Below are 23,479 nucleotides of genomic sequence, written 5' to 3'. Positions count from 1 at the left end.
TAATTAAAAGTGATTAATAACGTTCAAGCGGGAAAGTCATGCAATGCACACCACCACCTGCTTTCAATAACTCCGTCATATCGACCTCTATGACTTCCATACCTTCACTGCGAAGTGCTTCGTTAATAAAGGTATTTTGTTTTAAACTCATCACACGATTATCTCCTAAAGCTTCAACGTTATAACCATGCTTAAAAATCATGTCTTGCGTTCCAGAAATAATCTTAATGCCTTTTTCCTTGACCAAGGTAACAAAATCTTCTGGCAATCCAGCTTCATAAGCAATAGCAAGTTTCGGTGCCACTAAGTTAAAGCACATATCCAGATGAAGATAGTCTGGATTTGCCTTAACAGCATAGACCTTGTAACCATATGGTTCTAATTGCTTACGAATTTCATCAACACCTGTGAGATTGGTGCGATCAATCACCCCAATCGCTAATGTCTTCTCATCAATAAATGCAAAATCACCCCCTTCAAAGTAACCTTCAGTAACTTCAGCAATTTTTGGAATGCCAAGCCCCGACATAATGTCTTCGTAATGACGACGTTCCTCAAAACGAATAGGTTTTTTAAAACGCCCTAAGATATATCCTTCCTTAACATCACCTCCAAAATCTCTAGCAAAAACTGCATTTGGCATTTTTTTACCAGAAGTGACCTGGACCACTTCCACGCCATTATCCTGGTAAGCTTTGACCACAGCGCCGTACTCTTGCATCATTTTGTCGTAGTCCAAAGGTTTAGTGTACTGCTCTGAAATCACATTAATCGGCGCCGCACTTACCAGAAAATCTGGTCGGCACATTAACACTTTTCGTAAACGACTGGTTCCATCAATTACTGCCATAAGAATCTCCTCCTACTCATTTTCTCCCGTATTTTTTTGTGCTAAAGCACTATAGGTTTTCATCCATTTATCAAAGCTACCATCTTTTTTATCTTGCTCAATCAATTTATCCACGTAAGCCTTGAGCGATTGATTGCCTTTAGTTAATGCCATAGCTGTCTCAGTTGTCCCTGGTAAATCAATGTCAGCATAAGTCAATTCACTGTTACTTGCGATATATTGGTCAGCTACCGTATCATCTGCAACCACAGCATCCACTTTACCTTGTGCTAAATTCAAAAACGCATCTGGCAAACTTGATAAGGCAACTATCTGCTTAGGTTTGATGTCCTCTTTGACTACATCTTCTTGCGTAGTTGATTTTTGTACTGCAATTGAACTTTGTGCTAAATCAGCAATCGCAGTGTACTGAGGAGCTGAATCTTTACGAACAACAACTTTATTGATTTGCTTAACGTAGTTTTGTGTGAAATCGACCGACTTTTCACGTTCTTTTGTTTTTGTCATCCCGGCAATGGCGATATCAGCATTTCCTGACGTGATAGTTCCTAGAATCGAATCAAAATTCATATTTTTAACCACTAATTTCACCTGCAATTTATTTGCTAATTGCTTGGCAAAAGCTAAGTCAACTCCAACAGCTTTCTTGTGACCTGATGACAAATCGTAAAACTCATAAGGAGCGTAGCCAATGTTAGTTGCAACACCAAGCTGTCCAGAATTCTGAATCTTCTCGATGCTTCCAGCAGCCGTGTTTGTTTCCCTATGATTAAAAGCAAAAGTACCAATTATCATTACTATAAAAGCTGCTGTCACTAGCAAACTCTTCCAGCTAGCTTTAATAGTTTGCACCAGTTCATCCCATTTATCACGCAAAGTTAATTCTTCTGCACTGCGATTCATCTTTCTTTCATAATGTGCAACGATACGTGTGGTTGAAAAAGTAAAAACCAAATAAACAAAACCAACAGCAATCACCGCTTGAAAAGGTTTATAAGAAATCCCCTGAATAGTGCTTGCTGTAAACATCAAATCAGCAACCCCAATTACCGATGCTTGCGAACTTGACTTAATGTTATTCGAAAATTCATTTCCCAAAGTTGGCAAAATATTTTTAAACGCCTGCGGGATAATCACATACCGATAAGCTTGAAATTTATTAAAGCCAATACTTCTAGCTCCTTCAAATTGTCCTGAATCTACCGCTTGAATCCCAGACCGATAAATCTCAGCAACAAAGACCGATTCCCCAACCGTTAAACCCGTTAAGGCTGCAATCAAACGGTCTAAATCAACACCAAAAAGCGTACTTTTAGGAATATTTAGCCCCAGCATGGGCAAACCATAAAAGAAGAGTGACAAAATGACTAGCATCGGCAAACCACGAATCACTTCAATGTAAAGTTTTGTCAATCCACTAATCAAAAGATTGTCACTCATCCTAGCTGCGGTGACAACACCCCCTAAAATCAGGGCTAAAACCATGGAAACCACCGACAAAAAGACTGTCATCAGGGCACCATCTAAAATAAATCCACCATAACTTTCCAGAAACCCACTAAACATAACTCTCTCCTAGACCTAACTTATAAAATTTGCTTCAAAAAACTTGCCACACGTTGATTTGGATAAGAACGATTCACCTCTTCAGGTAGCATGTCTGCGATTAACTCACCATTTTCAAGAAATACAATACGATCTGCCACTTCTTTTGCAAAACCAATCTCGTGTGTCACAATAATCATTGTCGTACCACTTTTAGCAATAGCTTTCATCACCTGCAAAACCTCACCAACCATCTCAGGATCAAGCGCTGAAGTCGGCTCATCAAATAAAATAATGTCAGGTTGCATTGCCAAAGCTCTTGCTATAGCAACACGTTGTTTCTGACCGCCAGACAGATTTTCAGGATAAGCATCTTTCTTATCAAGCAAGCCAACTGCCATCAGCAAGCGAAAAACAATTTCATCCACCTCTTCGCTGCTTTTCCGGTGTAATTTTTCTGGACCAATACCAATATTTTTAGCAATGGTCATGTTATTAAAAAGGTTAAAGTGTTGAAAGACCATATTGACATGTTCTCGTAGCAAATTGTCATTCATATTCATGTCATAAATGTTTTTCCCCATAACCGCAATTTCACCACCGTCAACCTTTTCCAATTTATTAATCGTTCGAATCAAGGTTGATTTTCCACTTCCAGATGGTCCAATCAAAACCACAACCTCACCTTTTTTAACAGACAGATTGATGTTTTTTAGAACTTCTTGCTTACCATAACTTTTTCGAATACCCTTCATTTCGATCATATACTTCGCTGTAAAATCGAAAGTCGCCAACTCCTCTTCCAAAGCAACCATACCGCAGACCTCTTTCTTAATTGATGTCAATATTTTATAATTTTCAGAATTTTATTTCAATAGTTTATGTGAGGTTTTGTGACATATGTATGGATTTTTTCTATTTTTTATGATTTTGGTGATTATGTTCTTTATTTTCGAATCCTTGTTTATAACTTTTATTTATGATAAAATCAGAAATATGAAATCTAGTTATAAATTATCCATTTTTGACTTCAAATTAATCAAAGACATTTATGAAACACAGAGTTTCTCTGAAGCTGCTAAGCTTAATAATATCAGTCAACCAGCTGTTTCTAAGCGTGTAAAAGAAATCAACAGCAATTTATGTGAGGTTTTCTTACGTAAAAATAAAAAAATCTCCCTGACACCTAAGGGAAAAGACATTTATCAATTTGCTAATCAGACATTACTTGCTTTTAACAGCCTACTTGATAATCTGAACTCTACCTTTGAGCAAAGTATCATTCTTGGTTCTGACACTTCTTATCTCAAGACTTATTTGTCAGCCATTCAAAAATATTTGCCAGAAAACCGTAAACTCAATGTCCAAACTTACAGCAATTCCCATCAGATTTTTCAAGCACTTTTGGATGACCAAATTGATCTTGGAATTATGTCAGGTAGCTACACCCAAAAAGGTGTGCTCAAACTTCCACTTCGCTCTGATAAATTGATGATTGTCGGGCAAAGAGAGCTCATCGAAAAATTTGACAAGGGTGAAGAATCACTTTTCTTACTCTATCACATGACCAGCAGCTACCATAATTTCTTAAAAGAATTTATCAAGATTAATCAGCTGCCAACCCAACACCATATTTCGATCGATAACCTCTCACTTATCGAACACGAAGTGCTTAAAGGTACTGGCATTACCATTGTCAGTCAAGACATCGCTGAACGTCTGCTTGAAAATCCAAATATCATTTCAAGCTCTAAAAAACTAAAAGACATTTTCATCAAGACCTATGCCATCGTCAAAATGGAAAATAAACATTACCAAGACCTTCTAACGATTATTCAAAAACTAAAAAAATCGTAAGGGGCAAACTTTCCCATATCGCAGAGTCCAGATTTTGCAAGGGTTATGGTATAATAGAAGAATTGAAAACATGAGATTAGAAAGGAGACGTCGTAAGCTTCTTATCGCTCTCGGTTAGCTAGCATTACGGCAACTTTAATCATGTCATTTGATGGTTTTTTCCTACACCATTTAACCAAAGAATTACAAGACGAGCTTCTCTACGGACGCATTCAAAAAGTTAATCAGCCTTTTGAACACGAGCTTGTTTTAACCATTCGTAATAACCGTAAAAATTATAAAATGTTGCTTTCTGCCCACCCTGTTTTCGGGCGCCTGCAAATTACTAAAACAGACTTTCAAAACCCTCAAACACCTAATACTTTTACCATGATTATGCGTAAATACCTTCAAGGTGCTGTTATTGAAAACATCACACAAATTGAGAATGACCGTGTTTTAGAAATTGCCTTTTCAAATAAGAATGAAATTGGTGACAACATCAAGGTTACCTTGGTTGTTGAAATCATGGGCAAACACAGTAACATCATCTTGATTGATAAGGCTGAAAGTAAGATTATCGAATCTATCAAACATATCGGTTTCTCACAAAACAGCTACCGAACAATCTTGCCTGGTTCAACTTACATTGCACCGCCAAAAACAGATGCTAAAAATCCTTTTACTGTTTCAGATGAAAAATTATTTGAAATCTTACAAACCGAGGATTTGGCACCACGTCATCTTCAAAAACTCTTCCAAGGTTTGGGACGTGATACCGCTGAAAATTTGGCAGCTCAGCTTAGTGATGATAAACTCAAACAGTTCCGTGCTTTCTTTGCTCGACCTGTCCAGCCAAATATGACTGACAAATCATTTGCAGCGGTGCCATTTGATAAGAGTGGTCAAACTTTTGATAGCCTTTCAGAGTTGCTAGATGTTTTCTATCAAGATAAAGCTGAACGCGATCGCGTCAACCAACAATCAAGTGACTTGATTCACCGTGTTCAGACTGAACTCGATAAAAACATCAAAAAACTAGCAAAACAAGAAAAAGAATTGGCAGCTACTGAGAACGCCGAAGAATTCCGCCAAAAAGGCGAACTCTTAACCACTTATCTCTCAATGGTGCCAAACAACCAAGACCAAGTGGAACTTGATAACTACTACACTAATGAAAAAATCACTATTGCTCTTGATAAAAGTTTGACCCCTAACCAAAATGCTCAGCGCTATTTCAAAAAATATCAAAAACTAAAAGAAGCTGTCAAACACTTAACAGGACTCATCGAAGAAACAAAACACACAATCACTTATCTTGAAAGTGTCGAGACAGCTCTAAGCCACGCTTCTATCTCTGATATCGAAGACATTCGTGAAGAATTGGTGGAAACTGGTTTTGTCAAACGCCGCACGCGCGATAAACGTCACAAGCGTAAAAAACCAGAGCAATACCTTGCTTCAGATGGTAAGACAATCATCATGGTCGGACGCAACAACCTACAAAATGATGAAATGACCTTCAAAATGGCTAAAAAAGGAGAACTCTGGTTCCACGCCAAGGACATTCCAGGTAGTCACGTACTCATCAAGGACAATCTTAACCCAAGCGACGAGGTCAAAACTGACGCCGCTGAATTGGCAGCCTATTACTCAAAAGCTCGCCTATCAAATCTTATCCAAGTTGATATGATTGAAGCTAAAAAACTCAACAAACCTACTGGTGCCAAACCTGGTTTTGTCACATACACTGGTCAAAAAACACTTCGCGTTACACCAACCGAAGAAAAAATCAATAGCATGCGCATCGAAAATAAGAAATAAGTTGCTGTTAAGATTGCAAAAAAGCATTGGCTAAAAGCCAATGCTTTTTGTTTATTCTTCAGTTTTATCGATTAATTTTGAGTGACGGTAACCATAAGCAAAGTAAATGATTGTTCCAATCACAAAGGCAATGATAAAGCCAAACCATGTCTCAAGCTTACATTGTGTCATCAAAGCAAAGCAAACCACAATTGATAAAATTGGTAAGAATGGCACCCAAGGTGTTCTGAATTCACCTTCTTTTGGCTCACCAAAATCTTTACGAAGTTTGATAACACCAAAAGCAAGCAAAATAAGATAAGCCAAAGTCACAATATTTACCAATAAAGCTAGGATTTCCAAAGGAAAGACCCCTGAGAAGAACATTGTGACAATCCCGACAAAAATAGTCGCTTTCTTAGGAACTTTACTCTTCGGTGTTAATTCTTGGAATTGCTCAGGCAAAAGCCCATCACAACTGACATTGTAAATCACACGTGACAAGGCAAACATCATAGAAATACATACCGTTACCAGTGTCAAAATCACCACTACAGAGACAATATTACCAACCAGAGGGAAACCAATGCTACGTAGTACAAATGGAACCACTTCAGCCGTGTTCAATTTTGTATAATGAACAGTTCCTGTCAAAACCAAAGTAACCAAGACATACAACAAAGTTGTCAATCCAATTGAAAAGAAGATACCTTGTGGAATTTTCTTTTGAGGTTCTTTGGTTTCATCAGCCGCCATCGAAATAGATTCAAATCCAAGGAAAGCAAAGAACATCAATGATGCACCAGCCATGATACCAACTTTACCACCATAAATTTGACCAAATCCGAACGGTGCAAAATCACTCCAGTTTTGCGTATTGATTGCTGTCAAACCAAGAGCGATAAAGATAATCAAAACGGCTAATTTAAAAATAACCAAAACCGAATTAAATCTTAATACCGTTTGAACCCCTAACACAACAAGGGCAGTCACACAAAGCAATAAGAGAACCGGAACAATATCAATATAAGTTCCTTTAGCAGGATTGAAAGGACCACTCAAGGCAGTCGGCAAACTAATACCGAAAGTTTTCAAGAAAGCCTTTAAATACTCTCCCCAACCAGAGGCTGCCGTTGAAATCGCTCCAGCAAATTCAATCATCATAAACCAACCTGCAATCCAAGCTGGGTACTCTCCAAAAACAGTATACAAATAGCGATACACACCACCTGAATGTGGCAAGCGTGAAGAAAATTCTGCAAAGAATAAAGCTGACATGGTTACACAGATAGCAGCAATAATAATTGAAATAGTAATCGCAGGTCCTGCGTATTGAGAAGCACCTACTCCTGTTATCGTGAAAATCCCAGTCCCAACAATCGAACCTACCCCTAAAAAGATAAGTTCAGCAAGCCCCAGGTGTCTTTGTAGATGACTTGTCTTTTGCGCCATCGGGGTTTTTCGAAAAATATCCATACATTCTCCTGTTATCTATTTGAAATCGTCATACAATTCTTATAATTCTATCAATTCTTGATACAAGATTCACATGCACAACGTCTTTTATTTTAGGATAAATATAAGTAAAAATCAACTCTATATCTCATTTTTATCCGTAAAAAAACACATTACTAAAACAAGATAAACTCGTTTTTAGAAATGTGCCTTTTTCATATGCGGTAACTAGACGATTTATTCGCTCTTTTTGATGTCTTCTTTCAATTCGTCTATGTTAAATTTTGCAAAAAGGTATTTGCGGTCTTGAACTGGGAAACGTTGATCAAGTTGGTCAACAGGTCCTACTTCAACCACACCTTCTGAAATCACAAAATCCATCACATGACCACCAAAGGTTAAATCATCTGAAATAAAGTGTAAATGATAACCAGCAACACTCACACCATGGAACATCTTAGGTGTCCAGATACCCACAATAGTCCCCGTGACATTTTCACGTGAATATTCAGGTTGGCGTGTTGCGACTTCTGCAAATTTTGTATTTGGCGCAGATTTTGGAATCATGCGAACATGCATGTTAGAAAAAGTCCCTTTAATTTTAATCGAACGGAACAAGTTTACCCCATCATAATATGACTCGATACGCTTTTTCAACTCAGCATCTGTCATTTCAAAACGTTGTTTAAAAATCACTTCTGCTTGATGAGGAACAACTGCAGCGTAAGGAACTTTGACATCATCAGAAACCTCAACAATTTCAGGTTTTCCGTTTGAACCGATAGCTTGATAGGCTTTACCGTCTAGAATAATCAACTCCCCATCAATAGAATCGAGTGTCCCGATTCCTAAATCACCATGCTCTAGTAGCTCACCGATGGTTAATGTTCCACCATAAAGACCAGCCATCAAGGCACTTAAGGTATTATATTGAAAAAGTTTAATTGCTTCTGACATACTCTCCTTCACTTTCGTCATTTAAAATTAATTGTCATTAATATTTTATTGCCAAATTCGATAAATTGCAAGCTTAATAAAACTCGTCTGGTAAGATTGTTTCACCAAGTTTAATGTTATCTTTGTAATCGATTGGAATATCGATAAGTACTGGTCCGTTTTCTGCTTCACCAAGGGCTTTTTTGAAGGTTGCTTCAAAACCTTCTTTGCTATCAACACGGTAACCTTTAGCACCGAAGCTTTCTGCGTATTTGACAAAATCAACAGGACCAAAATCAACACCTGAAGAACGACCGTATTTCATCTCTTCTTGGAATTCAACCATGTTGTATTTACCATCATTCCAGATAATGTGAACAATTGGCAAGTTAAGACGAACTGCAGTTTCTAATTCTTGCGCTGAGAAGAGGAAACCACCATCACCAGATACAGAGATAACGGTTGTATTTGGACGAACAAGGGCTGCTGAAATTGCCCAAGGAAGTGCTACACCGAGTGTTTGCATACCATTTGAGAAGAGCAGGTGACGTGCTTCGTATGATTTGAAGTAACGTGCCATCCAGATGTAGTGACTACCAACGTCAACAGTTACAGTCATATCATCTGTGATATTTTCTTGCATAACATCAATCACATCAAGTGGGTGAACCACACCAGGATTTGAGTCACGGTCAAATTTCACATCTCCAACCACATTTTTCTTAAGGTTTTGAAGATAATCTACAGATGTTTTTGGTAGTGTATAGCCATTGACAGCAGGCAATAGCAAATCAATAGTGTCGGCAATATCTCCAATCAATTCGCGTTCAGGTTGGAAATAAGTATCAATTTCAGCTTGAGCGACGTCAATAACAATGATACGTGCTGAGATTTCAGCATTCCAGTTGCGTGCTTCGTATTCAATTGGGTCATAACCAATTGCAATGACAAGGTCAGCTTTTTTAAGCAACATGTCCCCTGGTTGGTTACGGAAAAGTCCTACACGACCAAAGAAAGTGTCTTCTTCAAGTTCACGTGATACGATACCTGCCCCTTGGAAAGTTTCAACAACTGGCAATTTAACAGCTTCAAGCAATTTACGAATTGATTTTGTGACCGCACGTGTTGAAGCACCATTTCCCAAAAGTAAAACTGGCAACTCAGCATTGCGAATCGCTTGAGCAAGATAGTTCACGTCATCAACAGATGCTGAACCAAGTTTAGGGTCAGTCAATGGCTTAATAGCTTTTACAGATACTAAACTATCCGTAACGTCTTGCGGAATTGAGATAAAGCTTGCACCGCGTCGACCTGATTTAGCTACACGGTGGGCATTGGCGATGATTTCAGAAAGTGTATTTGGGTCATGCACTTCAACAGCTGACTTCGTTACTGGTTCCATCATCGCAACGTTTTTCATTGATTGGTGTGAACGTTTCAACAAGTCACAACGTTTTACTTGTCCTGAGATGGCAAGAACTGGGTCACCTTCATCAGTCGCCGTTACAAGCCCAGTTGCTAAGTTTGACACACCAGGACCACTTGTTGTAATTACAACACCTGGATTACCTGTGATACGTCCGATACCTTGCGCCATAAAGGCTGCATTTTGCTCATGACGTGCAACAATCAATTTTGGACCTTTGTCTTCAAGTGTATCGAAAACACGGTCAATTTTTGCGCCCGGAATACCAAAAACGTATTCGACGTCATGGTTAATAAGACTATCTACAACAAGATCAGCCCCATATTGCTTTTGTTCAGTCATTTTATCTCCTATATGTCTTTAGATGACTAATTAAGAACATATTTTAAAGTTCCAATACATCACAATTTCAAGAAAATCTGGCGATAAAATTAGTCAAATCTAAATCACAAATTTTTATTTTTTCACAAATATGAATCAATTATACCATAGTTTTACGAAAAGTTTGTGAAATTTCGCTTGTGAAATTTTTATTTATCTTTCTAAAGTAAGATTGAAAACATTCTTGAAAATTACAAGAAAAAACACGACGAAATTGTCGCGCTTTTTACTCTATTTTTTTCGTCTTGTTCTGACAAAATCATAGATGGTCATCAAGATAAAACCACCAAATACCACAAGAATATTGCGAAGTGGTTCACCACTTTGATCAAAGAATGATAGCAAAACAAAAATGATAATAACCGTTATCAGGTTACTAGCCAAAAGACTCTTAAAATTCATCTTCATTTAAAAATTCCACCATATTGACATCATCTGGAACCATGGTTAAGTAACGTTTAGCCACATCTTTGGCACGATCTGTATAACCAAATTCGCGCAAAATATAAGCATAGTCTTGCAAGAATTCTGGATTATCTGCCAAATTCGTTGCCAAATCATCATAAATCTTGAGGGCTTTTTTATCAGCTTCAAGCGCTTGATAGGCTTTGGCAATGTTCCATTTAGTAAGGACATTATCAATGTTGTCACGATTAAGGGCAACAACATCGTTATAGCGTTCTTCTTCTAAGTACAAGTTAGTCAAACGCATCAAAACATCTTCATCATCAACTGCTACGTCTTTAGCTTTCAAAAGATAGCTTTCGGCTTGTTTTGAATCATGCAACTCATATGAAAATTGAGAAGCTGCTAGCAATAGATTCGTATCAAATTCATTCTTAGCTAAACCTTTTTGAACCAAACGAAGTGCTTCTTCAGTTTTGTTTTCTTCATGAAGAGATTGTGCGTAAACATACTCATACCCTTCAAAGTCAGGATTCATTGTCTCCAATTGTTTGAAGTAAATATTTGCTTTTTGGTATTCAACTTGATCATACAAAATTGTCGCTAATTCAAAGATTGTATTGTCATCGTATTCAATCTCAATAGCTTTTTCAAGAAACTCGATAGCTGCTTCAAATTTTCCGAGACTGGCATAAGCACGACCGATACGTTGATAAGTTGACACACCAGTTAATTCAAGAATATCTCGATTATCTAGTTTAGCGTATTCTTTGATAGCTTGATTGTAATTACCAAGTTCCATTTCGATTTCAGCCAAACCAAAAATAACCAAAGGTTCATCACTAATCTGATTCGCTTGGAGAAGTTTTTCACGCGCAACGTCAGCTAGCCCTTCCATTTCATAGATATCTGCCATAACAAGCAAAGCAGACAAATAAGCATCGCTCTCAGGCGAAATCGCATCAAGATATAAGAAAGCACCTTCGATGTCACCATCTTCTATCGCAATCTGAGCTAGGTTAATATTAACCTCAGGATAATCTTCACGTTCTTGCAAATAAATTTCTTTTGCTTGTGGCAAGAAACCAATGCTCTCAAGATACTCTGCTAATTCCAAAAGAGTCTCAGCATCGTCTTCTTTCAAAGCTCGTTTAAAATATTTATTGGCATGCTCTAAATCTTGACTCTGAATTGAGGCAACCATTTTTTCACTATTTAACATCTTTTGATTCTTCTTCTCCTTCTTCTACAATTAACTCTTCTTCATATAAACCACTGACAGCTTTGTACCAGTCAAAAATTTCTTTAACAACCACCTTGATAGAGGCATAAACCGGAATTCCAAGGAACACTCCCCAAATACCAAACATTGAGCCAGACGTTAGCAAAATAAACATAATGGTAATCGGATGGATGCTTAGCTTGCTTCCCAAAACCAAAGGTGCTACAAAACGCCCTTCAATCGTTTGTTCAACCACGAGGTCACAAGAATCTTAATCAGCATAATTGGTCCTTGAACAATCCCCATAATCACAACTGGAACCATAGCTAAGAAACTACCAAGATATGGAATCATATTAAGGAAGCCTGCAATAATACCAAAAGTTGCCGCATAACGCAAACCAATCATATTAAAGAAGATTGTGAACATGATTCCAACAACAATTGCAACGGTTACTTGACCTTGAACATAACCAGCAAGCTGCTTGTTGATATCTCCAAGAATACGTGACGTTGGACGACGCATTCTAGTCGGAAGTGCCTTAATTAACCCCTCTTTCATCTTATGACTATCTCTTAAGAAATAAAAGAGAATGAACGGTGACATAATGATAGCTAAGGTCACGCGAGCAATGGCGCTAGCAAAGCTTGATGCCCAGTCAATAGCATTCTTAGAAAAGCTTTCCGCATAATCAACAGCTTTATCACTGATATTAGCCAACATATCTTGCAATTCTGACTGATAATTAGCCAACCAAGGACTCTTCAAAAGTTTAGAACTTTCAACGTTGACACTTTTAACATAAGCAGGTAAATTCTCAACAAATGAGGTCAATTGCCCTTCAATCATAGGAATAAAACTTGCTACCGCCCAAATAAGCAGAGCCACAATAATAGCATAAACAATGAAAATTGAAGCCGTTCGGTTAACACCACGTCGTTCAATCAAGCCAACCAAAGGCTTAATCAGGTAGTAAAGAATTGCCGAAATTACCAAAGGAAGCATGATAATGGCTAAAAAAGACAAAACAGGTTTAAATAGAAATGAAATCTTAGTGAACAAATAAAGGATCAAAAAGACAAGAAAAGTGACCATAACTACCACAGTAGCTTGACTGTTTAAAACCCATTTAAAAAACCAAGACTCCGTAAATTTCTTTTCTTGATGACGCTCCATAAAAACTCCTCTCTCCAGACAACTTCAATAAGGACTACTTATCGCCATAAAAAGTAACACTCTTATCTACTAAGCGTTGCTTGTCATCATAAGTAAACTTAGCTGAGAAGAATGGCACATCATCTAAAATCCACTTAAAGATTTCATAGTCACCCTCCCAAGTTGGTTTTGATAACACCTTATCATAAGGAACCCACTCAAGAGTACCCTCACGTGATTCTTCGTCAGAGATTAATTGACCTTCAAAATCTGTCACCTTAAAGACGTAGGTATACCAATCGTGACCAGGCGTAAATTCAGGGAAAGTAATCACACCTTTAAAATCCATTTCCTTAACCTTAAAATGCGTTTCTTCAAAAATTTCACGTTTAGCACATTCATCAGGCGTTTCACCTGCTTCAAGTTTACCACCAACCGAAATCCATTTTCCCTCATGAACATCATTAGGCTTTTTATTACGATGCAAAAGCAAAAGTGCCTCACCGTTATCAATATAACAAATTGTCGCTAACTTCGTCATCTTTCTCTTCTTTCTCATTTTCTTCTATTGTACCAGAAAACCAAACACAATTCTTGAATCAAAGCATAACTTGTAAAATAATTCTAGGTTTTTATAGATATTTTTCAATTAACCCTATCTTAGCTTTACTTTTTTCTCAAAAGATAAAAAAAGCCCCGCAGCAAGCGTGGCTTGATACGATAGGCTTTTTAAATTATTTATCAAGAACTTTTTGTGTTTTAGATGATGATATTTCATTGATATAAAATAGTAGAAAACACTGTAAAATAAGCATTTATAAGATAGAAACTATATTGCTTTTTGAAGGTAAAAACACAAAAGTTTCAAACTTATGCCCCAAATTTGCCCCAAAATTTAAATATTTAAGGCACTGCTGTTATAACCACAATTTAGTGATAGGTCCGTTTTAACGACAACAAAAAAGGACTAGCTCACGCTAGTCCTGAAAAGAAGTCCTGCTGTGTTTAGTTTAACGTGCGCTCGCCTATTCCCCGCCTTAAGCTTTTATGGACAAGGCTTTTTTTATTGCACTAAAAACACCCGAAAAAATCGGGTGCATTTTATAAGATAAAGAAAGTACCTCAAATGAGGTACTTATATTATAACATAAACGTGCATGACTGCCAATTTTGTTGACGTCAACAAAATTAAAACACCCTAGCTTGCGCTAGGGTATTAATGTTTATACAAATCAAATGTTGTATCAATAGCCAATATATAAAATGTCTTATCTATCATCTTTCCAATTACTCTGCCTTGATTTTTTAAGCGAAACACAAAAAATTTATCAGTGCAATAGTCATCTCGTCTCTCCTTGAATTCAAGGGGTATGGTTAATTTTTTTAATGCATGGGAGCTAAGTGTCTCAATTCCTTGCTCCTTCCTAAGAGCCAACACTTGAACCCAGTCCATAGAAGATAAATAATAAATTTTTTCTAGTAAAAGCGTATGGATTAAATTATTATTTTCTAAATTATATTTCTCGTGTTTAGTAATAAATGAAAAATTAAATTGAACATATTCTGGTTTAAAATCTTCAAGTTTATTAGACTTTATTTTTGGTCTTGCTTTTACTTTTTTACTTTTAATTTTTGTCATTCAACTATTTCTTTAACAAAAAAATCTTTGATTAGATTAACATCGATTTCCTGACTTTGAGTTGTTTCTAACCACGGAGCTTCTCCATGCGTTTGATTCATTAACTCTATCGCAGACATATCGCCATATGCATCAACGACTGCATTCAAAATAAGAGCCGCTTCTTGATCGGAGTTTACCTCTTGATAATCTCCTATTTCAGTATCGCTCATCCCGTTACTTGTAGAATCAACTATCTCTCTTGACCCTTTGTATACATCATACACTTCTTGAACAGCTGGCCCATATTTCCAAGCTAGAATTTTTTCCGGGAACAATAATTTATCATATAAGGCTAACGATACACCTTGAGCATAGTACAATAATTTCATTACTTTTAATTGAGTCAAAGCTTCAACATTATCATTAGTTTTCATGTCTGAATAATTTCGAACTTTGAACCAATTGACAATTTTTAATACATCAATCATCGCATTACTCCATAACTAAATATTTAGAAAGGTCTTGAGTTATAGCAACTACATTATGCCATAGTTTCAACCTTATTTCAACTTATAAATACTTATTTTTGTTTCTAAAAACGCAAATTTTCTTTACAAAAACGTAAACTTTTAGTGTTTTTACGTTTTTATTTATATTTATACTGTAAAAAAATACAAAAACGCCCCCAGCAAAAGCCGAGAGCGTGTTAAAGTGTTTACTATTTGATTATAGCATTAATTGTAATAATTGACTAAATCGTCCTTATCTCGACAAGAAAGCCAGACTGTACCGAATTGACCGAACTCGAACTTACGCCAGTACCAACCGCCATAGTATCCACCTTCACCTAAGTCACGAATATGAGCTTCATCGATCTCGAAGCTGAAGTACATACCAGCTTTGAAGTCTTTATCGGCTCCATCTCTAACATTGTTGCCATTTTCATCGACCCAGTTTACCAATGCTACAGGAATACCGTTGTCAGTCCAATCAAACCCAACAGGCGCTAAGTAGTCGCATTTGATTTGATAGATACCGTTAACAAACGCTACGTCATTAGCTAGATAGTAAGCTTTGCTGTCTGGTTTACGACCTCCTGAAACAACCGTGTTAGGCTGTGTAGCTGTTGACCCACTAAAACGCCAAGCTTCAATATAGGCTGGTTTTTCGATTGCATAATATTGGTCCCAATTATGACTTGATACCGCTGTTCCTGCTTGTCCGCCAGTCCAGTAGTCAACGGAAATAAATGTGTTAGCGTCCTCTAGTACTCCGACATGTCCACCAGCTCCGCCAGATTGCGACATATCAGCGCCCCATGACATGAGAATAATGTCACCTCGTTGACCGTTCCAATCTTCGTTTTTAGACACTCGATAAAAGCCGTTATTTGCCAATTGTGAGCCTAGAGTGACCGTTGACGGTAAACCAATGATATTTACTCCTGCTTCTTTAAGAGCCTGAGAAATTGAACCTGAACAGTCCGCTGTGCCGTCTGAGCCGTTTCGACTGCCATACATTGAATAAGTGAGCTTTCCTCGACGACTTTCAAACCAATTGATTAAAACATCTGTATTCATTTATTTTCTCCTTTCCAGTTATCATTCATTTCTTTCACTGCTGCTTCAATAAACATTTCAAGCTGACTGTCAGACAAATAGATATTGTACTGTTCTAGCCCTTTCTTAACTTTCGTTTTAGCAGCATTTAATTTTTGTTCGCCTTTAGCGTCCTCATTTGCAATCTGCTCCACTGCGTTAACAGCATTCTTTGCCACGATTTCAACGATACGCAAAGCTTTTTCACCGCCTTCTTTAAAAAGGTAATCTTTTACGGTTTTAACGATAAATCCAGCTAAACCTGTCAAAATAAGCATAGCTGCTTGTATAATCACATCATTCATGTTCTTCTCCTCTTCTGCGTTTTACTGCGCATAGTTTAAAACATCTGCGTCTTCCTGACCACATCTTCTAGACCATCAACTTTATCTTGCAAGACTGATATATCTTTGCGTGTCTCCAGCGACAAGCTATTAACCGCTTCGGTTAGTCTCGCCATTTGTTGCTGATTTTCGGTAGCAATCCGATTGTTGGAAGCTAACAGCTCCTTGTTGGTTTCTTGAAAGCCCGTTACTAGCTTCTTGATAACCCAAGTCATAGCTGAAACTAACAATAAGATGACAAGGATAATAGCTGTCGCTAAAATCCCGCCAACCTTATCAATCGTCCAAGTTGCCCTCATGGCTTCATGGATAACATCTTGTCCCACCATAAGCTCCTCTGCTTCCTATGCTTCACTAGCATTTGTTTCTGTTGGCTCGCTCCAGATTGGATTACCATCTTCGTCAAATTGCATAATATAGCATTTTGCATCAAGTAAATCTGAAACAGGAATGCTAGTGATTGAACCGCCATATTGTGAAATACCATAGATTTTTTCAAACTCTTTAAGTTGACGTTTGCCATCAACCACAACTGGTTTTTGTTCTTTTGAAATATACATGTAAAAATCATAGCCATTTGAGCGATAGCGGATATATTCACCGTTTTCTCGCATGTATTTGACTGCTGTTGGCAAATCAAAAGGTTGTGTAATTTGAGTAGTATCAAGTAATTCTGTCATTTTGTTTTTCTCCTTTTTATAAAAAATAATTAATAGCTAAATACTAGTGTGCCGCGATAGTTAACGTTAGCTTCTGCGTCCAGAATATGCAGTGTGCCGTCTGAATTAAGCTGGATATTCTTGTCTCGTGGCGTAATCGTCCACGCTTTCGCTGTCATCATGAGCGATTTCTTGGTAAATTCTTGCGGAATACCGCCGATCGTATGCGTTCCCGCACTGTTAAATGTCACGTCGTAGTTAACCAGTACCAGACGTCCTTGAATCATATACTCACATCCGCTAACGCCTGTTGATGTCCAGTTCGTGTAATTAGTTGCTTGAAAGTTCAAATAACCAGACGACGTCATGGTTAAACGTCGTTTAAGCTCGCTGTCAATTTCAAAACGGATTGCGCCGAAGTCTGGATCAGACAGACCATAGTGTAGGACGTTCTCGAGATTATCGTTGTAATCAACGACTAAGAAGCGTAGTTCACCAGATTGTAGAACTGCCAAAGGCATATCTGTTGGCGTTGTTTCGCCGCCGTTCTTCCGCTGAATCGCACCGGACGAAGCCAATCCATGATTGTCCATATATAGACCTTGCTTATGCGCTGGACGGTTGAATGTGCCCCAACTGTCAATTGAGCTACTTGCAGCCTTGTTTTCTTGTAGCAAGAGCGAACCACCTTCAATTTTACCGAGATTTGAGTTGACGGCAGACAGATTGCTGACATTTAATTTCTCTGCTGTAATCGCACCATTGACAATCATGTCACCGCTAACTTTCATTTTCTTGGCAATAATTTGAACGTCTGATTCATTTTGCGCAATCATTGTCGCAAACGTGTTACCGTTTACCGTTTTACCGACTTTTGTCACGAAACCGTTATTATCAAGATTTAAGCTAGCTGTTTTAACCGTCGTCTCGTTCAGCGCATTCAAACCAGATTGAGCTGCATCCGCTTTTGAGACGGCTGTGTTCGCTGTCGCCTGCGCATTGCTTGCTGCAGTCTGTACGCTTGACACGCTTGCAGTGATTGCGTCGGTTGTTTGCTTGATTTCTGACTGCGCAGCGGCTAGCTTGCTGTCGTAGTCTTCTGGTGCAGGTGACCAGTCTGTGGGTACGCTGCCTCTCTCGAGCTTAACACCGTACAACCATACTTCGGATTTAAAAACAGCTGGTTGACGACAAGGAATTAGGCTTTTGAGACCAGATACTGTAGGCAACGTTTTCCATGTAACCCAATATCGTTCCCAGTCCGATTTCAATGTATGACTAATAGAGCCATCGGCTGCTGTAGTAGTTTTACCATCGCTATTAACACCGTGCGCCACACAGCTTGGGAAGAAATGGCTGTATATAGTTCCACTACCTTTAGCCCAAAAAGATAACGTGTATTCAGTGCCAGGAAGAACGGTTAAAGCATTATCAAATTGAATATCGTAGTTATTCGAAGCTGTATTTGTACCGGTAGACGTACTATGATAAACATTAAAATCATCGATAATATCCGTAACTGTCGCAACCTTAGTATTCCAAGTCCAACCCGAAGAGAAGTTAGCAGTACCTCTAACTAAGTTTGTTCCGCCGATACTTGTAGGTATCTTCCCCTCAACACTCGTAATCTTACTGCTCAACTCGTTAGCTTTAGCCGTGATGTTATTTTCTGCAGTCGTAACACGTCCGCTTAGCGAATCAAAATCAGATTGTGAAACCTTGGCTTGCAAGCCAGTATTTAGCGCACTGATTTGGGTCGTGTGTGTGCTGATTCTTTGAGCATTACTGTTCGCGGTAGCTTGCGCGTTATCGGCTTTGCTTGTGGCAGTTGTGATGCCAGATTGTAGTTCTGTCTTAGCACTGTTTAGCTCTGTTTTAGTTGCAAGCAAGGTCATGCCGTCAGCAGTTTGCTGAATTTGGCTAGATAGTGAGTTGATTTGACTTGCTGTGTCTTCGGGTGCTGGAGTGTAACTCAAAGGCACTTTGCCTTCATTCAACATCATGTCATAAATATAAATTTCATCCCCAGCCGTTAGATACCAAAAAAATGGTCTAAAAAAGCTGTTTGATGTAGCTTTAAACGTGCACCAAACTTTTGTCCACGTATTCGCTTTTATGACATTCGTACTGTACACAGGCTGCGTATGTTGATGAAAAATATCATCTCCAACTTTGTCGCTATTACTGTTGAAAACTTGAATATGACCTAAACTATTCATGTTGTAATCTTTATCTTTATTAGTCAAAACCCAGAAACTAAATGTATAATTACGGTCTTTGATAATGTTATAATAATCATCGTTGCTGGTGAAAAAAGCGCCTGCATTACTAGAGCCAAAAACTACCAATTTATATACTTGATGTCCATCCTTCTCAACAACACTAACAGTTGTATCTGTTTTGCCGAAAAGTTTTAGATTTTCAGCATTTACCGCAGTGTTTCGCAATAAGTTAGATGACCCTATTTCAGTTGGTATCTTCCCCTCAACCGAAGACACCGCACTTGTAATTTGACCAGGCACTGCTTCAACCTTTGTCTGCAAACTGCTAATATTACCATTCGCTGTTTGTAGATTGCTTTGCAAGTTAGCTATTGCTTTATCATTGCTAGCTTGATAGTTAGCAAGATTTGTTTTAGTCGTGTCGGCAGTTACTGTAGTTGTAGCTAAATCAGCCTTGACACCGTCCAAACCAGTTTCAAGTGTTGCCGTTTTCTTACTCGTATTCTCTGCAGTCGTCTTAACTTGTGACAATGTTGTTTTAGTGTTAAGCAGGTCATCTTCAACTGTTTTGGTTCGTGCAGTAACGCTAGTAATATTCTTCGTATTACTATCTACTGTCTTACTTAACTCGCTAACAGTCGACTTCGTACCATTTGCGGTTTCTTCGACTGTTGAGACACGTTTGGTTAGTTCACTCTGTGCATTGGCTTGTGCTTGCAGTTGACTAGCTTGTGCTTGCAAGTCCTGCTTCGCTGTGCTCAAGTCATTAGCTACAGTAGCAAGTTGCTGTTTAGCTTCATTGACTGCTGCAAGCGAATCATCTCGCACTTTTTCGATATTTGCTGATAAAGCAGTCAATTCTTGTTTGGCTTTGTCAAGTGCTTCTGTGATGCCTGTCGTGTCAGCATCCAAACCGTCATTCCCGCGAGCACCAATAACAGCAGGCTCTGTGACTAAACTTGTGTCATTCGTATATGTAATGACATCATACGACCACATATAATTTTTGTCTGCTGTGACAGTCGTTGGCTTAGTAGACCAGTTTTGACCGCCTGTTGTGACACCCTCTGACTGGTCGTTAGTCGTGTAATAACGTTTGATTGATTTAATACCAACACCGTCGTCAGAATTGGTGAATGTGATGTATTCACGAGCCACCTCGTTACCGTCTACACTTGCAACTGCCACAACGTTTAGCGTGCCAGTGACTTGGCTAGCGTTGATTGTAACACTTGATATTTCGCTGACAATACTGTTATTGATAAGCCATTTCCAATCTGCATTAACAATCTTGCTATACTTTTCAAGCTTAGCTGTGATTGTGCTTGAGCCTTGACCGTTTTTAAAACTATAACCATTGTCAGTGCTTAAACGGACAATGTAAGGCGCTGCGTCCTCTGCGAGTGCTTCAACCTGTTTTAATAAGCTGTCAGCAATCTGACTGTATTGTCGTTCAAAATTGATAAACGTTGAATCAATGACTTTGCCTTGCAATATGTCGTCTGTCAACTCTGACACACGAGCTTTTAAATAAAGTGGCGGTTCATAATGCACGTCATCAATGAGTGTTTGTGTGTCACCAACATCACTATCAATCGCACCAGTCACTTTATACTCAATTTTGGGCAAACAGATTTTTTGGATTTCTCCATACATGTAGCCCCAAAGTGCTTCTTTGGTTTCGTACTGTGTCTCGCCCAAATCTTTGACAATCCAATTGTCATTTGAGCCTTTGCCGACAGACGGAAAGCGGTCACGAGATTGTGGCGCATAAACTGTCATACCACTTGAATAGTAAAGTAGCTCTTTATTATCGTCATAAATCTTTTTATTAAGACCGTCAATGGTTAAACCGTCTTTACCAGTTGCGCGTACAGCCGTGCGCAAATCCTCAATGCTATCACTGTAATTGATAACCTTAAGCTCTTTACCAACACGGACTGGGCTGCTTGTTTTGTTTGAACCAAGGTTACCTTTCTTATAGACGTTCAATACATGACGTTTCAAAGAATAGTCGTCGTTTAATTCTGTGACGAATTCAAGCTCTGCGTCAAAGCTGTTAGCAATCGAAAATAGACGTGCCAGAATCGTGTCTGTACCCGTCCACTCCAATTTAATTTTCTTATCTGACACTTGATTGATACCGAGCGTTACGGAATGTTCAGGGTCATAATAAGCTAAATATTCAGCGAATGACATTGCCTTATCTGGCTTATGCGCTCCTCGTTCTTCATTGTTCATTTCTAAATGCAATGAGCAAGCTGTGATTTCGACTTCAAAGCCTTGTTTTTCAAACTTCATGATGTTAAGCCAGTAGTCACGAGCTTTATAGCGAAAAGCTAGTTTACAGCCAGAACGAATACTATCAATGTCTTTTGAATTGTACTTAAGTGTTAAAATACTTGCCGAACCTGCCAGAAATCGCTGTATTTCCGCTTTCTTGTATTTAATACCTGCCACGTTATCAAAAAAAGCCACATTGTGGCTATCTGTTGAATCACGGATTGCAATACGTACATTGTTCATTAAATATAAGCCTCCTCAATTGTTGCTTTTGCACTTTCGACTTCGGCAAAGCTAGATACTAATAACTGCACTTTTGTCTTTCCGGGCGGAACTTTAAAATAAGTAGTTCCAAGAATTTCATCATCTAAACGAATTTGATTATTGACTTTGATTTGTCCGTTCTCGCCGTCAATGTCAATTGTTGACCCGCTTGGATAGCGATTAGGCACGTCTTTCCAATAATCAACATGCAATTCTTGAAAAATAAAATCATTTAAATAGTGATGTGTCACTTTTCTATCTGTCGTGTTTCGTCCTGCATACTGTCCGACAAAAAACTGAATCTTTTTCGCTTTGACATTTGCTAAACGAGAATCATAAAACGGATAATAGCCGCCGTACCAAAAGAACTGTACACGGTCTTTCTCTTTGACTAAATCGAACATATTCGAGTTCTTTGCGCGCCCCTCTGAACCGTATGGGTTGGGTGGCAACCAATACGATGGCGTGAATGAAATCGTCTTAACCGTACGACTGCCACCAGAACCGTCACCCATTAAAAAACGAACGTTGGCAGTATTACCAACTGTGTCGTCTTTCTCAATTCCCATGCCAGCTATTAGATGATTGCTTTCATCTAGCACCGTTAAACACCAAGCGCCAGTTTGCCCCATTAGCCCAGTTTCAAACCAAGCTCTAGCCCAAATGTACCATTGAGAGATAGGGTTACTTAGCGTGTATTCCTTAACCGCTCCATACTGATAAGCGCCAGAAGTACCACTTGTTGTAAATGAATTCGGCAACAAACCAAGACGACCGCCGAACGAAGTATCAGCGTTCATTTGAGTTGTTACGATTTTTCTTTGATTTTCGTAACAAACAGTTCCGTCAGTCCAATTGGCAAAATCGCCTTTTTGGTTGCTTAAAACGGTCACGTTTTTTCGTGCGGTGTAACCGTCAGCTTCGTCAACTTTCCCATACTGCATAGCGCCATACTCACTAACAATACCGACGAACCCAGATTCTTTCTTGAGCTTGATTTCATAGTTGACAGTTACTCCTTCGCTTCCTTCGTTGATGATTTCAGCTTCAAGCGTACCTTGTTCGTTTTCAGTGAATTCGAATGTCCGAGTTGATTTTGAGTGAGCTAAGCCGTCGACTATAATAAATGTAATTGTTCCTTTGCCGTTCAGTCTAACTTCATCAAAATCTAAGTTGCCACTAGGAACGGCATAAAAAACACGATTTGGATAAATATTAAATGTTAATTCTTTCGGTTCTTTAACATTTAACACTTGTTGCAAGTAATCATAACCTAGAGAGTTCTCATATTTCACGTAAAAAGGCACTGGAATAGTTTTATGCTTCTTACGCATATAATTAAATTCAGAACCATCCAAAATACTATTTTCGGTGTATTGTGGGTCAAATTCAGCGCCACCCCAAAGGGTGAAGCCGTCTAAGACGGTAATATATTGTGTTAGTTCTACACCGTTAAAAGTTACTTCAATCAATA

The 23,479-nt window shown here is 38.4% G+C and carries 19 protein-coding genes and 1 pseudogene; 2 read left to right on the top strand and 18 right to left on the bottom strand.

What is annotated here, in order from left to right; all coding sequences use genetic code 11:
- Positions 1 to 13: 13 nt before the first annotated feature.
- From STRINF_RS07270 to STRINF_RS07260, 3 genes are read right to left on the bottom strand one after another with little or no spacing between them, the layout of a single operon-like run.
- Positions 14 to 850: a dimethylarginine dimethylaminohydrolase family protein gene (locus STRINF_RS07270; RefSeq protein WP_006532436.1), complete on the bottom strand. Its 837-nt coding sequence runs from the start codon at positions 848 to 850 to the stop codon at positions 14 to 16.
- Positions 851 to 862: 12 nt separating this feature from the next.
- Complete coding sequence (locus tag STRINF_RS07265; protein ID WP_006532435.1) at positions 863 to 2,416, bottom strand: ABC transporter permease subunit; 1,554 nt, start codon at positions 2,414 to 2,416, stop codon at positions 863 to 865.
- Positions 2,417 to 2,436: 20 nt separating this feature from the next.
- A complete protein-coding gene (locus STRINF_RS07260) occupies positions 2,437 to 3,159 on the bottom strand; it encodes an amino acid ABC transporter ATP-binding protein (RefSeq protein ID WP_043878421.1) in 723 nt (240 codons plus the stop codon).
- Between the two features lie 232 nt (positions 3,160 to 3,391).
- Here STRINF_RS07260 and STRINF_RS07255 point away from each other — a divergent pair, with 232 nt between their 5' ends.
- A complete protein-coding gene (locus STRINF_RS07255) occupies positions 3,392 to 4,252 on the top strand; it encodes a LysR family transcriptional regulator (protein WP_043878420.1) in 861 nt (286 codons plus the stop codon).
- A gap of 141 nt (positions 4,253 to 4,393) precedes the next feature.
- Positions 4,394 to 6,055: an Rqc2 family fibronectin-binding protein gene (locus STRINF_RS07250; protein WP_006532432.1), complete on the top strand. Its 1,662-nt coding sequence runs from the start codon at positions 4,394 to 4,396 to the stop codon at positions 6,053 to 6,055.
- Between the two features lie 51 nt (positions 6,056 to 6,106).
- Here STRINF_RS07250 and STRINF_RS07245 read toward each other — a convergent pair whose 3' ends face one another.
- The 15 genes and pseudogenes from STRINF_RS07245 to STRINF_RS10230 all read right to left on the bottom strand — a co-directional run bounded on the left by STRINF_RS07245 (position 6,107) and on the right by STRINF_RS10230 (position 23,477).
- Positions 6,107 to 7,510 (bottom strand): APC family permease, encoded by a 1,404-nt coding sequence (locus tag STRINF_RS07245; protein WP_006532431.1) that lies wholly within the window; start codon positions 7,508 to 7,510, stop codon positions 6,107 to 6,109.
- Between the two features lie 216 nt (positions 7,511 to 7,726).
- Complete coding sequence (budA, locus tag STRINF_RS07240) at positions 7,727 to 8,446, bottom strand: acetolactate decarboxylase (RefSeq protein WP_014334531.1); 720 nt, start codon at positions 8,444 to 8,446, stop codon at positions 7,727 to 7,729.
- A gap of 73 nt (positions 8,447 to 8,519) precedes the next feature.
- Positions 8,520 to 10,193 (bottom strand): acetolactate synthase AlsS, encoded by a 1,674-nt coding sequence (gene alsS / locus STRINF_RS07235; protein WP_006532429.1) that lies wholly within the window; start codon positions 10,191 to 10,193, stop codon positions 8,520 to 8,522.
- A gap of 270 nt (positions 10,194 to 10,463) precedes the next feature.
- Entirely contained in the window at positions 10,464 to 10,640 is a 177-nt protein-coding gene (locus tag STRINF_RS07230; RefSeq protein WP_006532428.1) for a hypothetical protein, read from the bottom strand.
- Positions 10,624 to 11,859, bottom strand: a complete 1,236-nt coding sequence (locus tag STRINF_RS07225; protein ID WP_006532427.1) for a tetratricopeptide repeat protein — start codon at positions 11,857 to 11,859, stop codon at positions 10,624 to 10,626. Before STRINF_RS07225 ends, STRINF_RS07230 begins: the two co-directional genes overlap by 17 nt.
- Positions 11,849 to 13,035 (bottom strand): annotated as a pseudogene (locus STRINF_RS07220) (AI-2E family transporter). Before STRINF_RS07220 ends, STRINF_RS07225 begins: the two are co-directional and overlap by 11 nt.
- A gap of 34 nt (positions 13,036 to 13,069) precedes the next feature.
- Positions 13,070 to 13,555: an NUDIX hydrolase gene (locus STRINF_RS07215; protein ID WP_043878401.1), complete on the bottom strand. Its 486-nt coding sequence runs from the start codon at positions 13,553 to 13,555 to the stop codon at positions 13,070 to 13,072.
- 675 nt (positions 13,556 to 14,230) lie between these two features.
- Positions 14,231 to 14,653 carry a hypothetical protein gene (locus STRINF_RS10630; protein WP_006532422.1) on the bottom strand — a complete coding sequence of 141 codons (423 nt, stop codon included), beginning with the start codon at positions 14,651 to 14,653 and terminating at the stop codon, positions 14,231 to 14,233.
- On the bottom strand, positions 14,650 to 15,123 hold the full coding sequence (locus tag STRINF_RS07205) for a Panacea domain-containing protein (RefSeq protein WP_006532421.1): 474 nt from the start codon (positions 15,121 to 15,123) through the stop codon (positions 14,650 to 14,652). Before STRINF_RS07205 ends, STRINF_RS10630 begins: the two co-directional genes overlap by 4 nt.
- Positions 15,124 to 15,369: 246 nt before the next feature.
- Positions 15,370 to 16,215, bottom strand: a complete 846-nt coding sequence (locus STRINF_RS07200) for a lytic exoenzyme target recognition domain-containing protein (RefSeq protein WP_006532420.1) — start codon at positions 16,213 to 16,215, stop codon at positions 15,370 to 15,372.
- Entirely contained in the window at positions 16,212 to 16,538 is a 327-nt protein-coding gene (locus STRINF_RS07195) for a phage holin (protein WP_006532419.1), read from the bottom strand. Before STRINF_RS07195 ends, STRINF_RS07200 begins: the two co-directional genes overlap by 4 nt.
- A gap of 35 nt (positions 16,539 to 16,573) precedes the next feature.
- Positions 16,574 to 16,906: a hypothetical protein gene (locus STRINF_RS07190; protein ID WP_006532418.1), complete on the bottom strand. Its 333-nt coding sequence runs from the start codon at positions 16,904 to 16,906 to the stop codon at positions 16,574 to 16,576.
- A 15-nt stretch (positions 16,907 to 16,921) separates the two neighbouring features.
- Positions 16,922 to 17,257, bottom strand: a complete 336-nt coding sequence (locus tag STRINF_RS07185) for a hypothetical protein (RefSeq protein WP_006532417.1) — start codon at positions 17,255 to 17,257, stop codon at positions 16,922 to 16,924.
- A 29-nt stretch (positions 17,258 to 17,286) separates the two neighbouring features.
- Positions 17,287 to 21,984 carry a phage head spike fiber domain-containing protein gene (locus STRINF_RS10360; RefSeq protein WP_006532416.1) on the bottom strand — a complete coding sequence of 1,566 codons (4,698 nt, stop codon included), beginning with the start codon at positions 21,982 to 21,984 and terminating at the stop codon, positions 17,287 to 17,289.
- Positions 21,984 to 23,477: a distal tail protein Dit gene (locus STRINF_RS10230; RefSeq protein WP_006532415.1), complete on the bottom strand. Its 1,494-nt coding sequence runs from the start codon at positions 23,475 to 23,477 to the stop codon at positions 21,984 to 21,986. Before STRINF_RS10230 ends, STRINF_RS10360 begins: the two co-directional genes overlap by 1 nt.
- Between the last annotated feature and the right edge of the window lie 2 nt (positions 23,478 to 23,479).

This window comes from Streptococcus infantarius subsp. infantarius ATCC BAA-102 (assembly GCF_000154985.1).
GTDB classification, from domain to species: domain Bacteria; phylum Bacillota; class Bacilli; order Lactobacillales; family Streptococcaceae; genus Streptococcus; species Streptococcus infantarius.
The sequence above is the reverse complement of the archived record's forward strand: the minus strand, read 5'-3'. Positions and strand labels throughout refer to the sequence as shown.

Bases quoted from the DNA above. Each gene is read 5' to 3' on its own strand.
- STRINF_RS07250 (WP_006532432.1), top strand. From the start codon at position 4,394: ATGTCATTTGATGGTTTTTTCCTACACCATTTAACCAAAGAATTACAA.
- STRINF_RS10360 (WP_006532416.1), bottom strand. From the start codon at position 21,984: ATGAACAATGTACGTATTGCAATCCGTGATTCAACAGATAGCCACAAT.
- STRINF_RS07245 (WP_006532431.1), bottom strand. From the start codon at position 7,510: ATGGATATTTTTCGAAAAACCCCGATGGCGCAAAAGACAAGTCATCTA.
- STRINF_RS07270 (WP_006532436.1), bottom strand. From the start codon at position 850: ATGGCAGTAATTGATGGAACCAGTCGTTTACGAAAAGTGTTAATGTGC.
- STRINF_RS07225 (WP_006532427.1), bottom strand. From the start codon at position 11,859: ATGTTAAATAGTGAAAAAATGGTTGCCTCAATTCAGAGTCAAGATTTA.
- STRINF_RS07200 (WP_006532420.1), bottom strand. From the start codon at position 16,215: ATGAATACAGATGTTTTAATCAATTGGTTTGAAAGTCGTCGAGGAAAG.
- alsS (WP_006532429.1), bottom strand. From the start codon at position 10,193: ATGACTGAACAAAAGCAATATGGGGCTGATCTTGTTGTAGATAGTCTT.
- STRINF_RS07265 (WP_006532435.1), bottom strand. From the start codon at position 2,416: ATGTTTAGTGGGTTTCTGGAAAGTTATGGTGGATTTATTTTAGATGGT.
- STRINF_RS07185 (WP_006532417.1), bottom strand. From the start codon at position 17,257: ATGACAGAATTACTTGATACTACTCAAATTACACAACCTTTTGATTTG.
- STRINF_RS07230 (WP_006532428.1), bottom strand. From the start codon at position 10,640: ATGAAGATGAATTTTAAGAGTCTTTTGGCTAGTAACCTGATAACGGTT.
- STRINF_RS07205 (WP_006532421.1), bottom strand. From the start codon at position 15,123: ATGATTGATGTATTAAAAATTGTCAATTGGTTCAAAGTTCGAAATTAT.
- STRINF_RS07195 (WP_006532419.1), bottom strand. From the start codon at position 16,538: ATGAATGATGTGATTATACAAGCAGCTATGCTTATTTTGACAGGTTTA.
- STRINF_RS10630 (WP_006532422.1), bottom strand. From the start codon at position 14,653: ATGACAAAAATTAAAAGTAAAAAAGTAAAAGCAAGACCAAAAATAAAG.
- STRINF_RS07260 (WP_043878421.1), bottom strand. From the start codon at position 3,159: ATGATCGAAATGAAGGGTATTCGAAAAAGTTATGGTAAGCAAGAAGTT.
- STRINF_RS07255 (WP_043878420.1), top strand. From the start codon at position 3,392: ATGAAATCTAGTTATAAATTATCCATTTTTGACTTCAAATTAATCAAA.
- STRINF_RS07190 (WP_006532418.1), bottom strand. From the start codon at position 16,906: ATGGTGGGACAAGATGTTATCCATGAAGCCATGAGGGCAACTTGGACG.
- STRINF_RS07215 (WP_043878401.1), bottom strand. From the start codon at position 13,555: ATGACGAAGTTAGCGACAATTTGTTATATTGATAACGGTGAGGCACTT.
- budA (WP_014334531.1), bottom strand. From the start codon at position 8,446: ATGTCAGAAGCAATTAAACTTTTTCAATATAATACCTTAAGTGCCTTG.